The organism is Amycolatopsis sp. NPDC049253 (assembly GCF_040678995.1).
Lineage (GTDB): Bacteria > Actinomycetota > Actinomycetes > Mycobacteriales > Pseudonocardiaceae > Amycolatopsis.
Window position 1 is genome coordinate 21,537 of record NZ_JBFAQX010000041.1, and the last position, 13,657, is coordinate 35,193.

The following is a 13,657-nucleotide window of genomic DNA, read 5'->3' on the forward strand; positions in this document are numbered from 1 at the left end:
GCCCAGCGCCATGAACCCGGCGTCCACGATCGAGGAAGCGATGGCGACGCGGCGCAGCTGCCGGGCGTTCCTGCCGACGCCCGTGCCGCGCGCGGAGGTCGAACGGCTGCTCGCGCTGGCGTCGTCCTCGGCCAGCAACTCCAACAGCCAGCCGTGGCAGGTCCACGTGCTCACGGGCGCCGCCAAGCGCGCGTTGACGACCGACCTGCTGTGCGCGTACGACGAGGGCCGCCGCGCCGTCGGCGAGTTCGCCTACCAGCCGGCGGCGGACTCGTGGCCCGAGCCGTTCCGCTCGCGGCGCCGTCGCTTCGGTGAAGGCCTCTACTCCGAAACGCTCGGCATCGCGGCCGACGACACCGCCGGCCGCAGCGGCCACCACCGGCGCAACTACGACTTCTTCGGCGCGCCGGTGGGGCTGGTGCTCACGGTGAGCCGGGCACCATTGCAGGGTGCGCTGGTGGACGCCGGCCTGTTCCTCCAGGGGCTGATGTTGTCCGCGCGCGGAGCCGGGCTGCACACTTGCGCACAGGCTTCGTTCATCGATTACCACCCGGTGTTGCGCCGGCACCTCGCCATCCCGGACGACCACATCGTCGTGTGCGGAATCGCGCTCGGCCATGCCGACGACGACCACCGCCTCGGTGGCTATCGCACAACGCGGGAACCGGTGGAATCCTTCGTCACCTTCTACGATTCCGCCGCTGTCACCCACCAGGCGGAGCCGGCGTGACGGTCGACCGCGACCTCGTCTACGCGACGGTGGACGGCACCCGGCTGATGGTGGACATTTACCACGCTCCCACGGCGGGGGCACCCGTCGTGCTCTACCTGCACGGCGGTGGGTGGACCCGCGGCGACAGGCGCGGCGAGGCCGCGCGCCGGCAGGCGCCTTTGGCGGACCACGGTGTGACCGTCGTGTCCGTCGATTACCACCTGGCACCGGGGGTGGTGTTCCCGCAGCAGGTGCACGACGTCAAGGGCGCCGTGCGCTGGGTGCGGGCCAACGGAGGGCGTCTCGGCCTCGAGACCGGGCGGCTCGGGGTCTGGGGCGCGTCCGCCGGCGCGTACCTGGGTTCGCTGCTGGCGTTGTCGCCGGGTGACGCCGAGCTGGAGGGGACGGTCGGCGGCAACCTCGACGAGTCCAGCGCCGTGCAGGCCGCGGTGCACTGGTTCGGGCAAGCCGACCTCGCGGCCACGGCGGCGCGCAGTGAACTGGAGGCGAAGCTGCTGCCGTTCCACTTCGAAGCCGACTTCCTCGGCGGCGCCGACCCCGCCGGGCATTCACTGCTGACGCGGGTTTCGGAGTCGGCGCCACCGTTCCTGATCGCCCACGGCGACCGCGACCGGATCGTGCCGCCGGGGGAGAGCCGGGCGCTGCACGACGCGCTGGTGCGGGCCGGGGCGAGGAGCAATTTCGTGCTGCTCGGCGGGGCCGGGCACGAAGACGCCGCGTTCGACGGCCCGGTGAACCTCGCGACGACGGCGGCCTGGCTGCGCGCCGTTCTCGCCTGACCCCGCACACGAGAGCCGGACGCGGCGCGCACGCGCGCCCTCGGGACTATGCAACCCGGTTGTTTCGTTACGTGAAATAACCGTATCGAAACAACGCGAAGGGAGCCCGCGATGGCCACGACCCCGACCGTGGAACACTGGTTCGATTTCCTCTGCCCCTTCTGCTACATCGCCCAGGACCGCAACCGGGTGCTCCGCGAACACGGCGTGGTGGTGACCGAACACCCGCTGCAGATCCACCCCGAGATCGGCCCCGGCGGCAGCCCGGCCGGTCCCCGCGTCGGCCCGACCTACGAGTTCCTCGCCCGTGAGGCCGAAGCCGCGGGCCTGCCTCTCGAGTGGACGGACCGGATCGCCTACTCGCTGCCTGCGCTCGGCGCGTACGCCACGCTCGACGACCCCGAAGTCGCCGACCGCTTCGCCACCTCCGTGTTCAACGCCTACTTCGGCGAAGGCAAGGACCTCGAATCCCGCGACCTGCTCCTGAAGCTGACCGAGCAAGCCGGCGGAGACCCCGAGATCGTCCGCGCGGCCTGGGAATCGGGCGAAGCGGACCGTGCCGTGGGCCGCTCGGCGATCCTCGCGTACGAGAACGGCGTCGAGGGCACCCCCGCCTGGGTGGCGGGCGGCCGGAGCTTCAGCGGGTTGCGGCCCCGTGGATGGTTCGAGACGTGGGCTGGGTCTCTCCGCTGAACCCCGCCCCTCCCGGGATTCGTGTCACAGAAGTCTTCGCAGGTCAGCGTGGGTGATACTGTCTGACAAGATCACCCGCCAGGCCGATCGGTCCAGTCAGAAAGCCGCTCCACGATGGTTTTGTTCGGCACGGGTGATTCACTCGCCTTCGCCTTCGACGAGTCCCGCCGGTTGCGCATCTCGGCGCCGGCCGACCAGTTGCCGTTGGCCGCCTTCCTCTACACCGACGCGCAAGCCGACGCCCACACCGTCGGACAGCTCGTCGGCCTGCTCCGCCGAGCGCAACGCGAAGCCAAGACCTGGCTCGGCAACGGCACTTCCGTCGTGTTCACCGGCGACCGCGTCGAGCTCGAAAGCCTCTACGGCACCTGGCCGCGCGCCGTCTTTCCGCAGCAGGTGTTCTTCGCGGCGCTCGAGTCGCTGCACCGTTTCCTGCTCTCATCCGGCGCGAGCCCGGCCGAAACGGGGATCACGCGCAAGGCCTCCGAATACCGGAACCTCAAGAACGGCCGCTTCTCCTTCGTGGACCACACCTATTTCCCGCCCGACTGGACGCCCGAGGCCGTGTCCGCGGCCGGCACCGCCGCGTGGTCCTCGCCCGACGTCCTGCGCGACCCCGCCACCGGCGCCTGGTCGGGCACCTTCGCCGACCTGGAGATCGCCGGTTACCACAACCCGGAGACGGGTGAGGTGCTCACGTATTTCCCTGTGCAGCACTGATCCGCGTCCCTAGGCTCACGGCCATGGCGGACTGGGCGTGGGACGAATCGCTGTACTCGGGCAGTGCGGCTCACTACGCGAGAGGCCGCGTCGCCTATCCGGCGGCACTCGCCGACGCGATCGCCGGCGTACTACGGCTCGACGGTTCCGGCCGCCTGCTCGACGTCGGCTGTGGCCCGGGCTCGCTCACGCTGCTGCTCGCCCCTCACTTCGAAGAAGCCGTCGGCCTCGACGCCGACCCCGACATGCTCGCCGAAGCCGCCCGCCTGGCCGCCGCGGAGGGAATCACCACCACCCGCTGGGTCCACGAAAAGGCCGAGGACCTGCCGGCCGGGCTCGGTGCGTTCCGGCTCGTCACGTTCGCCCAGTCCTTCCACTGGCTCGACCGCCCGCGGGTCGCCGCGGCGGTGCGCGGAATGCTCGCCCCCGGCGGCGCCTGCGTCCACGTGCACGCCACCACCCACCGCGGCACCACGGCCGAATCGGCGCCACCCCACGATCAGATCACCGACCTCGTGCGCGAATACCTCGGTGAAACCCGGCGTGCGGGCCGCGGCACCCTTCCCGAAGGCACGCCCGGAGGGGAGACCGAGATCTACCGCGGCGCCGGGTTCGCCGGCCCCGAACGGATCGAGGTACCCGGCCCCGTCGTCGTCCGGGACATCGACGACGTCGTCGCCGCGGTGTTCTCGTTGTCCAGTTCCGCACCGCATCTCTTCGGCGATCGCCTGGGCGCTTTCGAGTCCGAATTGCGCGGCCTTCTCGCCGCGGCGAGCCCATCCGGAAAGTTCCGTGAGCAGATGCGCGAGTTCGCCATCGATGTCTGGCGCACGTGAAATCGGGCCAGGTTGTCACACCAACGGGTGGTTTCGTCGACGATCACTCCGCGGAGCACCGCGTGTCTCCGAATGAGCGGCCAGGATCCCCGCGTCGCAGGCGAAGCAGGCGAAATCGGCCGCACCTCGCTGACCACGGCGAATCGTCGCGCAAGGGTGAATTTCCCTAGTCCCCCTAATGGGGTGGGGTCCGAAATCCCTAATGCCGATGCGCCGAACCCCCGGGGTGGCCCCCGATGGCCGCCGAACGGCGGCGTCCTATCTTCGTCCCCGAACCCCTTCGACTTCGCGGCATGACCACGACGGCCGAATCAATCAGTGCACAGGAGACAACAGACTATGGACGCGGTGCAGAACCTGCACGAATTCGCCATGACCCTGCTGAGCGACCCGCAGGCCGCGGCCGCCTACGCCGCCGACCCGCAGGGCCTGCTCGACGCTGCTGGCCTGGCCGACGTTTCGCCGGCCGATGTGCAGGACATCATGCCGCTGCTGGCCGACACGGCCCCGCTGGCCGCCGCCCCGAGCCTGCCGGTCTTCGGCGACGTGCTCGCGCACGCGGCCGGCGAGCGCGCCGACCTGCCGAACGTGACCGGCCTGGCGAGCGGCCTGCCGAACCTGAGCGGCGTGTTCGAGACCGTCAGCGACGTTGCCGACCAGACCGGCCTCAACACCCTCACCCACTCCACCCTCGGCACCGTCTCGAACGTCGTCGACCACGTGGCCGGTGCGGTCAACGGTGTCCCGGTCGCCGGCCCGGTCGTGGCCGCCGGTGCGATCGACCTCGAGAACACCGTGAGCGCGGTGGGCGAGCACGTCTTCGACGGCAAGCTGGTGGGCTCCGCGGTCGACGCCACCACCAACCACCTGGGCGACGCCCTCATGCCGCAGGCCGCCGTGGCCGCGATCGCGGGTGTCCCGGCGGTCGGCGGTCCGGTGTCGGGTCTCGTCGAGGACGTCCGCGTCACCGGCGCCGGCCTGCTCGGCCACGTCAACGAGGCCATCGGCTCCACCCCGGTGGGCGTCGCGCTGACCGGCGGCGACGAGCGCGCCGACTTCGGTGCCGCGGGCGACCTGTCGCACACGCTGGACCACGTCGTCCCGGCCGCGGCCGCCGTCCCGGCGCTGCCGGCTCTCCCCGCGGTTCCGGGTGTCCCGGCCGTCCCGGCTCTGCCGGCCGTCCCGAACGTCGCCGGCACCGTCGGCTCCGTGACCCACACCCTGTCGGCCGCCGCGCCGCAGGCCCCGGTCGCGGGCGACGCCGTGCACCACGTGCTCGACACCGTCGGCCAGGCCGACGCCGCGGGCATCCAGCACACCCCGATCGCCGACGTCGCGGACGCGACCCACACCGGCTCGCCGCTGGGTGGCGTCGAGACGCACGCGCAGGACCTGGTCCACGGCCTCGACCTGCACGCCGCGACCGACGCGCTCGGCCACCTGCCGCTGCTCGGTCACTGAGTTCGGCCGCTCCACCCGAAAACAGGCCCGGACCGTTTGGTCCGGGCCTGTTTTTCGTGTCCGGGGAAGGACACTGTGCTTACCAAGGCGTGCTTACGAAGACGAAGCCGCGTGCGTCCGCCGGTAGTGGCGCGCCACCCGGGCGCGGTTGCCGCAGATGTTGCCCGTGCACCACTGCCGCCGCTTCGTTTCCGCGACGAACAGCATCGAGCACGTGGGATTCGCGCAGCGGCGCAGCTTTTCCAACCGCGCCGGGGAGGACAGGAGCTCGATCGCCTCGGTGGCGATCGCGGCCAGTGCCGCGTTGCCGCCGTGTTCGGTGTGCCAGCGCGTGGCCGCGGTCAGCGCGCCCTCGGCGTCTTCGGCCAGCCGCAGGCTGCGCGGCACGGCCGAGGCGAACGCGTTGAGGTCCTCGATCGACACGGTCTGCGCCGCCCGGGCCTCCAGATGCGACTCCAGCAGGTCACGGATCGCCGCGCGCAGCCGTCGCGTCGCCGCCGCGGCGGGAACGCTCGCCTCGGGCAGCCGGGGCAGCTGCAGCCGCCACCAGGTGTCGTACCCGTCCGTCGGTTCGATCAGGTCGACGGCGGGGTCCACCGCCGTCATGAGGGTGTCGGCGAGGTCGAGGGCCACGAGCGGCTCACCGCCCATGGGGAACCCGGCTGCCTGCACGTCCTCGAGGGTCGGTCCGGCGGTCATGGCTCCACGATATCCGTCACATCGCGACGGGGTGGTCAGGGCGCTGTTAGTAACTCATACTGAGGTTACTAATGCACTGGAGGAGCCATGAGCCCGTGGGCCAGGGTCGGCGCGGCGGTGCTCATCGTCTACCGCGACCAGGAGCACCTCTCGCCGACGATCGTCACGGCGATCTTCGGCGCCTACGTGGTCGGGCTGATCCCGGCCCTGCTCCTGGGCGCGCGGTTCTCCGACCGGCTCGGCCGGCGTCGCGTGATGCGCCCCGTGCTGGTGCTTTCCGCGCTGGCTTCGGTGATCCTGCTGTTCGGGGCCGGGTCGACGTGGGTGCTCGCGCTCGGCCGGCTCGTCGCGGGCGTCGCTTCGGGAGCCGCGTTCGGGCCGGGCAGCGCGTGGATCAAGGAGCTGTCCGCCGACGCCGGTCCGGGCGCGGGAGCGCGCCGGGTCGCGATCTCATTGTCGGTCGGGTTCGGCAGCGGGCCGCTGGTCGCCGGGGTCCTCGCGCAGTGGCTGCCGGGCCCGGCCGTGGTGCCGTACCTCGTGCACATCGCGGTGGCGGTGGTGGTCGGCGTGCTGGCGTGGCGCGTCCCGGAGACCGTGGCCGGCGCGGCTGCTTCCGGAGAATGGCGGCGCGAGCTCAAGCACGCACTGACCAGTCCCGAGTTCCTCCGCCGGATCGTGCCGAGCGCGCCGCTGGTGTTCGGCGTGGCGACGACGAGTTTCGCGGTCCTGCCGACCGTGTTGCCCGCGCCGGTCGCGCCCGTGGCGAGCAGCGGTGTGATCGCGGGGCTGACGCTGGGCAGCGGGTTGCTCGTCCAGCCCGTGGCCCGCGCGCTGGAACGACGGCGCAGTCCGCTGGTGTTGACCTGCGGCCTGGGCCTGACCGTGGCGGGGTTCCTACTGGCCGCGTTGTCGACGGAGCTGAAGCAGGCTCTCTTGACGCTCCCCGCGGCCGTGATCCTCGGCGCGGCTTACGGCATGCTGCTCGTCGGCGGGCTCAGCCGCGTCGAAGCACTCGCGGAGGCAGCCGATCTCGCCGGCGTGACGGCGGTGTTCTACTGCTTGGCGTACCTCGGTTTCGCGGCGCCGTACCTGTTCGCGGCGGTCGACGTCGTCATCCCGGCGCCCGTGGCCTTCGTGGTCGCCGCCGGGGTGAGCGTGGTGCTGGTCGTCGTCACCGCGCCCTTCCCCGCTCGTGCGGCGCGGTGATCGCGGTGACCCAGCCCCGCGTCCGCGTGACCTCGCAGCTCAAGGAACTCCGCTTCGACGCCGGTTCCCGCGCCCTCGACCTCGTCGCCACCCTCGGCCGTCGCCCGACCGCGGCCATCGAGCGCCTCGGCGACACCGCCCGCCTCGACGCGTGGGCCACCGGCGTCGGCCTGCCGCTGCTCCCGGGCGAGGCGACCGCCGCCGCGCTGGCCGACGCGCAACGCTTGCGGGAGGCCGTGTTCCGCGTGGTCACGGACGTCATGGCGAACATCCCGGTGGACCCCGCCGCGGCCGCGACGGTCGAGGACTGCGCCGCTCTCGCCACGGAACCCCCGCGTCTGGAGCTGGCCGCCGACGGGCGCCTGGCCTCAGATCCCCGCCTCCGCACGTCCGCCCAGGTGCTGGCCACCGTCGCCCGGGACGCGATCGACGTGGTCACCGACCCGGCGCGGCGAACCCGCCTCCGCGCCTGCGACTCGTCGGTGTGCCGCATGCTCTTCCTCGACACCCCCGGTGGCCGCCCGCGCCGCTGGTGCTCGATGCAACGCTGCGGCAACAGCAGCAAAGCCGCCGCTTTCCGGGAACGCACCCAGGCGTAATCACGTCCAGGCCGGTGAACGAGCTGCACGAACGGTCACCGCTGGTGCGTTGTTCGATCATTTTCCCGCCCGGTCGTCCTGGTCCGACGTAACTTCCGCAGTGATCTGGCCGCCACGCGGAAGGACGACCCATGGCCGATTCGAAGGCTCTGCGGCCCGGAGTGCCGGGACTTCTAAGCCGTCACTCGCGGGTTGTGCGGCGAAGGCACCACGCCCGACGCGTGGAGCGGCACTCCCGTACGCGACACCACCCGTGTCGGGTGGAAGCGGACGCGGCGGCCCGTGGCGTCGTCCTCACCGGCGGTGCCGGGGGTGACCCATTCGAGCGCGGCGGTGCCGGTCAGCTGGAGCGTGGTGCCGGTGGTGAAGTCGAGGAACAGCAGCGACGTTTCGGGGTCGCTGGCGATGTTGCCGAGGCTGTTGAACAAGTTGTTGCCCGCGTAGTCCGGCCACCACACGTCGTCGCCGTCGAGGCGGACGAAGCCGGGCTCGCCGCCCTTGTGGGACGAGTCGGCGCCGCGCGTCGGGTGGATCGTGCCGAGGAAGAACGTGTCCGCGCGCCGGATGAGGGCGCGGTGGGCGTCGGTCAGAGTGTCGGAGCTTTCGACGGCGGCCGGCGCCGGCTCGGGGTCGATCTCCAGCCGGCGCTGCTGGATGTAGGACGGGCAGTTGCCGTACGCCTGCTCCACGTCGAGGAGGAATCCGCCCTCGGCCGAGGCCACGACGGTGCCGTTGACCCGCAACCGGCGCCGGGTCGCGAACTCGACGGCGATCAGGCCGGCCGGCTCGCCCGTGGGCAGCTCGTGCAGGGGATCGCCGGCACCGGGACGGGTGTGCACGACCAGGGTCGTGTCGAAACCCTCCAGGAACCCGGCCGGCCCGAGCAGGGGAGACGTCCACAGGGTCCCGCCGGCGTCGCGCGCCGTGACGGCCGCGAACTCGCGCTGCGCGAGGAAACCCTCGGCGCCGTGGCTCAGGTGCGCGGGCGCCAGCATGCCTTCGAGCCGGGCCGCTTCGAACTCGAGCCCGGCCTGCCGTTGCACGCTCAGCTCACCACTGTGGAACCCGGCGGCGATCGGCTGCGTGGTCATGGTGTGCCCTCTCATCCGGCTTGCTGGTCGTGGTTTTTGCGGTAGTGGCGGGCGACGCGCACGCGGTTCCCGCAGACGTTGCCCGCGCACCACTGGCGACGCCGGTTCGTGGCGAGGAACAACATCGTGCAGTCGGGGTTCGCGCAGCGGCGCAGCCGCGCGAGGCGCGCGGGGTCGGCGAAGAGCTCGATCGTCTCCCTGGCGATGGCCGCCAGCGCGACGTTGCCGCCGTGCTCGCTGTGCCAGCGGGTGTGCGTCTCCCAGGACCCGTGCGCTTCGAGCCGCGGGCTCGTCGGCACGGCCGCGGCCACCGCGTTGACCTCTTCGAGCGACGCCGGCGCGGGCCCGTGGCCGTCGAGGTGCGCTTCCAGCAGGTCGCGGATCGCGGACCGCAGCCGGCGGGTGGGCACGAGGTCCGGCGCCGCCGATCCCGGCAGCCTGGGCAGCTCCAGCTGCCACCAGAGCGCGCTGCGCTCCGGTGAGGCGAGGAGGTCGCCGTCTCCCGGCTCCGTCTCGGCCGCGAGCGTGTCGGCGAGATCCAGCGCGACCAGCGGCTCTCCGCCCATCGGGAAGCCGGCCCGCTGCATGTCCTCCAGGCTGACACTACTGCTCATGTGACGAGTGTACGCATTAGTCACCGGGTTCGACAAGTTTCTAAAGGCGGGTTGTGTTCATCAAACTAACGGATATACAGTCTGTAAATCCGTTAGTAAGAAGGAAGGCGAAGATCATGGGACTGGCATGGCAGCAAGGACCGCTTTCGACGAGGTCGGTCGGCAGGTTCCTCACCCCCGAGCCGCTGCCCGAGCGGTTGCTCTTCGTGGAACCGCTGCGCAGGCGAATGCGAGTCCGCTTCGGTGGTGAGTGGATCGTCGACAGCGAAGACGTGCTGCTCCTGCACGAACCGGGTCACTACCCGGTGGCGTTCTTCCCCAAGGCCGCCATCGCGGACGGCGTGCTGGAGTCGAGCGGCCGCGTGACCAAGCACCGCGAGCTGGGCGACACCACGTGGTACACGGTCGCCGCCGGCGAAGGCCGAGCCGAGCGTGCGGCGTGGGAGTACACCGGGTTGCCGGAGTACGCCGACGTGCTGAAGGACCGTGTCGCCTTCGCGTGGCGCGCCATGGAGGCCTTCTACGAGGAGGACGACCGGATCGTCGGCCACGCCGCGGACCTCTACCACCGCAACGACATCCGCAGCACGTCGCGTCACCTCGTGGTCCGCGACGGCGACCGCGTCATCGCCGACACCCACAATCCGGTGGTGCTGTACGAATCCGGCTTCGCGCCGCGCTGGTACGTGCCGCGCGAGGACATCGTGGACGGAGCGCTGACCCCGGTCGAGGGACAGACGTTCTGCCCCTACAAGGGTCTCGCGAGCTACTACGACATCGGCTCCCGCGCCGGCGCCGCGTGGTCGTACGAGCAGGCCTGGACCGAGGTCGAACGCATCTGTGGTCTGGTGTCCTTCGAGCCGGACAAGATCGAGGTCTACCTCGACGACGTGCGGCAGTCGCTGGAGCCCGGCCAGACCGTGATCCCGCACGGCGTGGACCGCGGCCTCGACACCGACGAGATCGAGAAGCGCACTGCCTGACCGGCAGGCCTTACCGAATCCGAACGAGCCGGAGAAACCGCGGAAACCGTGACACAGTGGTACGTCTTCGCGGCGCAGGAGGTGCTGGCATGACGGCAACGGTGCTGTCGGTGAACGTGGGCATGCCGAAAAACGTGTCCTGGCAGGGCAAGACAGTCTACACGGGAGTGTGGAAGCACCCGGTGGACGGGCCCGCCATGGTGCGCCGTCTCAACATCGACGGCGACGGCCAGGGTGACAAGGGCGGCCACGGCGGCGAGCAGCGGGCGGTGTTCGTCTACCAGATCGGCTCCTACCGCCACTGGGAGCGGCACTTCGGCCGCGACGGCCTGGAGTACGGCTCGTTCGGCGAGAACCTCACCGTCGACGGCCTGCCCGATGACGAGGTGTGCATCGGCGACCGCTACCGCATCGGCGAGGCCGAGTTCGAGGTCACGCAGCCGCGGGTCACGTGCTACCGCGTCGGCATGCGGTTCGGCGAGCCGGAGCTGCCCGCGCTGCTGGTGGCCCACCACCGGCCCGGGTTCTACTTCCGGGTCATCCGCGAGGGCCACATCACGGCCGGTGACCCGATCGTGAAGACGCGCACCGGGCCGGGCGCGCTGAGCGTGGCCGACACCGACGCGTTGCTGTACCTGCCTGAAAAAGACGGGGAGAAGCTGCGCGTCGCCGCCGGGATCCCCGCGCTGAGCCCGGGGTGGCGGCAGTCGTTCGAGGAGCTGCTGGGCGTGGGGATCGCGGCCCGGGGACCCGCGTGGGACGGCTTCCGCCCGCTGCGCGTCACGGCGTTGCGACCCGAGAGCACGTCGGTGACCTCGGTGTACTTCGAGACCGAGGACGGCAGCGCGCTGCCCGCCGCCCTGCCCGGGCAGTACCTGACGCTGCAGATCCCGGGCGCCGCGACGCCGGCCCCGGTGCGCAGCTACTCGATCTCGTCCGCGCCGGGTGCCGACGGCTACCGCATCAGCGTGAAGCGCGAGGGCGTGGCCAGCACGTTCCTGACCACGCAGCTGGCCGCCGGCGCGGTGCTGGACGTGGCCGCGCCGCGGGGCGACTTCGTGCTGGGCGACGGGTCCTCGCCGGTGCTGCTCGTGTCCGCCGGGATCGGGGTGACGCCGGTGCTGGCGATGCTGCACCAGCTGGCCGCGCAGGGCACCACTCGCGAGGTGTGGTGGATCCACGGCGCGCGCGGGCCGGCGGAGCACCCGCTGGCCGCCGAGGCCCGGGAGTTGCTCGCCACGTTGCCCGGTGGCCGCGCGGACATCTTCTACAGCGCCGCGACGGCGGAGGAACGCACCTCGGCCGGCGCCCACGCCGGGCGGCTCACCAAGGACGCGCTGGTGGAGCTGGGCGTCCCGGCGGACGCGTCGGCGTACCTCTGCGGCCCGGTGGCGTTCATGACGGACATGACCGCCGCCCTCACCGCCGCGGGCCTGGCCGCTGAACACATTCACAGCGAGCTGTTCGCCGCGTTGGACGCCATCAACCCCGGCCTCGTCGGGCAGGTGACCCGCCCGCCCCACGCGCCCGAGGGACCGCCCGGAACCGGGCCGACCGTCACGTTCGCGCGCAGCGGTATTTCGGCCCCGTTCCCCGGCGGCAGCCTGCTGGAGTTCGCCGAGGCGTGCGACGTGCCCGCGCGCTGGAGCTGCCGCAGCGGTGTCTGCCACACCTGCGTGACGCCCGTGCTCTCCGGTGCCGTCGACTACTCGCCTTCGCCGCTGGAGCCGCCGGCGCCGGGGCTGGCGCTGGTGTGCTGCTCCACCCCGCGCACCGATCTCGTCCTGGACATGTGACCCCGTGCTCGAAAGGAACCACGATGAACTGGGCTCTCGAGGTCCTCACCCTGGCCGTCGGCGACGTCGACAAATCGCTGAAGTTCTACACCGACCAAGTCGGGTTCTCCCTCGACGTCGACTACCACCCGCAGGACGGCTACCGCGTCGTCCAGCTCACCCCGCCCGGCTCCGCCTGCTCCGTCCAGCTCGGCATCGGCCTCACCGACGCCGCCCCCGGCTCGGCGCGCACCACCTACCTCGTCGTCACCGACGTCGAAGCGGCCCGCAGCGAGCTCTCGGGCCGTGGCGTGCACGTCGGCGACTTCCGGCACAAGGCGAACCTCGCCGACTGGCAGGGCGACTGGGCTCCCGGCCTCGACACCGACCGCCGCGACTACGCGAGCGCCTTCGACTTCGCGGACCCGGACGGGAACACCTGGGTGGTGCAGGAGGTCGGGTACCGCGCCTGACGGTCGGCGGATGTTGGGGAACTGCCGTAGGGCGTTCGGGAACTCCCACCGGATGTGCGGCAACTGCCGGCGGACGTGCGAGAAGTTACTGTGCGGGTGAGGAGGTTCCCGTCCCGTGTCCGAATGTTGTCCGCCCGCGCGCTCTTCGCGCCATTCCGTGTCCCCCGAGGTTCCGGCCGCGCCCGCGACCAACGCCGACGGGTTGATCGCCCTGCCCGGCGGCAGCTTCCGGATGGGGACCGATGACGCCGACGGGTTCCCCGACGACCGGGAAGGCCCGGTGCGCGAGGTGACCGTGAAGCCGTTCGCCGTCGACGCGTTCGCGGTGACCAACGCGCGGTTCGCCGAGTTCGTCGAGGCCACCGGGCACCGGACGGAGGCCGAGGAGTTCGGCTGGACGTACGTGTTCGCGAAGTTCATCCCGGGCGCAGTGCGCAAGATTTCGCCCCGGCCGGAGCAGGCGCCGTGGTGGTGCGGGGTCGCGGGCGCGTATTGGCGGGCACCGGAAGGGCAGCACAGCAGCGTCGAGGACCGGTGGGACCACCCCGTTGTCCACGTGTCCTGGAACGACGCCCTGGCCTACTGCGCGTGGGCGGGGCGTCGGCTCCCGACCGAGGCCGAGTGGGAGTACGCGGCACGCGGCGGGCTGGATCAGGCGCGGTTCCCGTGGGGCGACGAGCTGACGCCCGGCGGCGAGCACCGGTGCAACATCTGGCAGGGCCGCTTCCCCGTGCACAACACGGAAGAAGACGGCCACGTCGGAACCGCGCCCGTGGATGCGTTCCCGCCCAACGGTTTCGGTCTGTACAACGTCTCCGGCAACGTCTGGGAATGGTGTGCCGACCGGTTCGGCCCCGAGAGCCGGTCCATGCGTGGCGGGTCGTACCTGTGCCACGAGTCGTACTGCAACCGCTACCGCGTCGCCGCCCGCACGGGCAACACACCCGATTCTTCCAGCGGCAACACGGGTTTCCGCACCGTCGCCGACATCTGAG

Annotated in this window: 15 protein-coding genes; 12 read left to right on the forward strand and 3 right to left on the reverse strand. The window is 71.5% G+C overall.

From position 1 onward, the window contains the following. Positions 1 to 10: 10 nt before the first annotated feature. The 6 genes from AB0K15_RS44045 (at position 11) to AB0K15_RS44070 (ending at position 5,222) form a co-directional block, all read left to right on the forward strand. On the forward strand, positions 11 to 730 hold the full coding sequence (locus tag AB0K15_RS44045; protein WP_364065972.1) for a nitroreductase: 720 nt from the start codon (positions 11 to 13) through the stop codon (positions 728 to 730). Further along, entirely contained in the window at positions 727 to 1,512 is a 786-nt protein-coding gene (locus tag AB0K15_RS44050; protein ID WP_364065975.1) for an alpha/beta hydrolase, read from the forward strand. The genes AB0K15_RS44045 and AB0K15_RS44050 overlap by 4 nt, the downstream gene beginning before the upstream one ends. Positions 1,513 to 1,623: 111 nt before the next feature. Next, positions 1,624 to 2,205: a DsbA family protein gene (locus AB0K15_RS44055; RefSeq protein ID WP_364065978.1), complete on the forward strand. Its 582-nt coding sequence runs from the start codon at positions 1,624 to 1,626 to the stop codon at positions 2,203 to 2,205. A 114-nt stretch (positions 2,206 to 2,319) separates the two neighbouring features. Beyond that, a complete protein-coding gene (locus AB0K15_RS44060; protein WP_364065983.1) occupies positions 2,320 to 2,925 on the forward strand; it encodes an EndoU domain-containing protein in 606 nt (201 codons plus the stop codon). A 23-nt stretch (positions 2,926 to 2,948) separates the two neighbouring features. Beyond that, positions 2,949 to 3,761, forward strand: coding sequence for a methyltransferase domain-containing protein (locus AB0K15_RS44065; protein WP_364065988.1), 813 nt, complete (start codon positions 2,949 to 2,951; stop codon positions 3,759 to 3,761). Between the two features lie 339 nt (positions 3,762 to 4,100). Next, the gene (locus AB0K15_RS44070) at positions 4,101 to 5,222 is read left to right on the forward strand and encodes an IniB N-terminal domain-containing protein (protein ID WP_364065992.1); all 1,122 of its coding nucleotides are present in this window, start codon (positions 4,101 to 4,103) and stop codon (positions 5,220 to 5,222) included. Between the two features lie 93 nt (positions 5,223 to 5,315). On the opposite strand, the gene AB0K15_RS44075 is transcribed toward AB0K15_RS44070, so the two are convergent. After that, positions 5,316 to 5,921, reverse strand: coding sequence for a CGNR zinc finger domain-containing protein (locus AB0K15_RS44075; protein WP_364065995.1), 606 nt, complete (start codon positions 5,919 to 5,921; stop codon positions 5,316 to 5,318). Between the two features lie 87 nt (positions 5,922 to 6,008). On the opposite strand from AB0K15_RS44075, the gene AB0K15_RS44080 reads away from it, so the two are divergent. Both AB0K15_RS44080 and AB0K15_RS44085 read left to right on the forward strand, forming a co-directional pair. Beyond that, positions 6,009 to 7,127 carry an MFS transporter gene (locus tag AB0K15_RS44080; RefSeq protein ID WP_364065998.1) on the forward strand — a complete coding sequence of 373 codons (1,119 nt, stop codon included), beginning with the start codon at positions 6,009 to 6,011 and terminating at the stop codon, positions 7,125 to 7,127. Between the two features lie 5 nt (positions 7,128 to 7,132). Next, positions 7,133 to 7,726, forward strand: coding sequence for a CGNR zinc finger domain-containing protein (locus AB0K15_RS44085; protein WP_364066001.1), 594 nt, complete (start codon positions 7,133 to 7,135; stop codon positions 7,724 to 7,726). Between the two features lie 173 nt (positions 7,727 to 7,899). Here the strand turns inward: AB0K15_RS44085 and AB0K15_RS44090 are convergent, their stop codons facing one another. After that, positions 7,900 to 8,817, reverse strand: a complete 918-nt coding sequence (locus AB0K15_RS44090; RefSeq protein WP_364066004.1) for a pyridoxamine 5'-phosphate oxidase family protein — start codon at positions 8,815 to 8,817, stop codon at positions 7,900 to 7,902. A gap of 11 nt (positions 8,818 to 8,828) precedes the next feature. Beyond that, positions 8,829 to 9,431 (reverse strand): ABATE domain-containing protein, encoded by a 603-nt coding sequence (locus AB0K15_RS44095; protein ID WP_364066008.1) that lies wholly within the window; start codon positions 9,429 to 9,431, stop codon positions 8,829 to 8,831. Positions 9,432 to 9,547: 116 nt separating this feature from the next. Here AB0K15_RS44095 and AB0K15_RS44100 point away from each other — a divergent pair, with 116 nt between their 5' ends. The 4 genes from AB0K15_RS44100 to AB0K15_RS44115 all read left to right on the forward strand — a co-directional run bounded on the left by AB0K15_RS44100 (position 9,548) and on the right by AB0K15_RS44115 (position 13,656). Further along, positions 9,548 to 10,414 (forward strand): DUF427 domain-containing protein, encoded by an 867-nt coding sequence (locus AB0K15_RS44100; RefSeq protein WP_364066013.1) that lies wholly within the window; start codon positions 9,548 to 9,550, stop codon positions 10,412 to 10,414. A gap of 89 nt (positions 10,415 to 10,503) precedes the next feature. Next, entirely contained in the window at positions 10,504 to 12,210 is a 1,707-nt protein-coding gene (locus AB0K15_RS44105; RefSeq protein WP_364066017.1) for an MOSC and FAD-binding oxidoreductase domain-containing protein, read from the forward strand. 23 nt (positions 12,211 to 12,233) lie between these two features. Then, positions 12,234 to 12,662 carry a VOC family protein gene (locus AB0K15_RS44110; RefSeq protein ID WP_364066020.1) on the forward strand — a complete coding sequence of 143 codons (429 nt, stop codon included), beginning with the start codon at positions 12,234 to 12,236 and terminating at the stop codon, positions 12,660 to 12,662. 232 nt (positions 12,663 to 12,894) lie between these two features. Further along, a complete protein-coding gene (locus AB0K15_RS44115) occupies positions 12,895 to 13,656 on the forward strand; it encodes a formylglycine-generating enzyme family protein (RefSeq protein ID WP_364066211.1) in 762 nt (253 codons plus the stop codon). The last annotated feature ends 1 nt before the right edge of the window (position 13,657 follow it).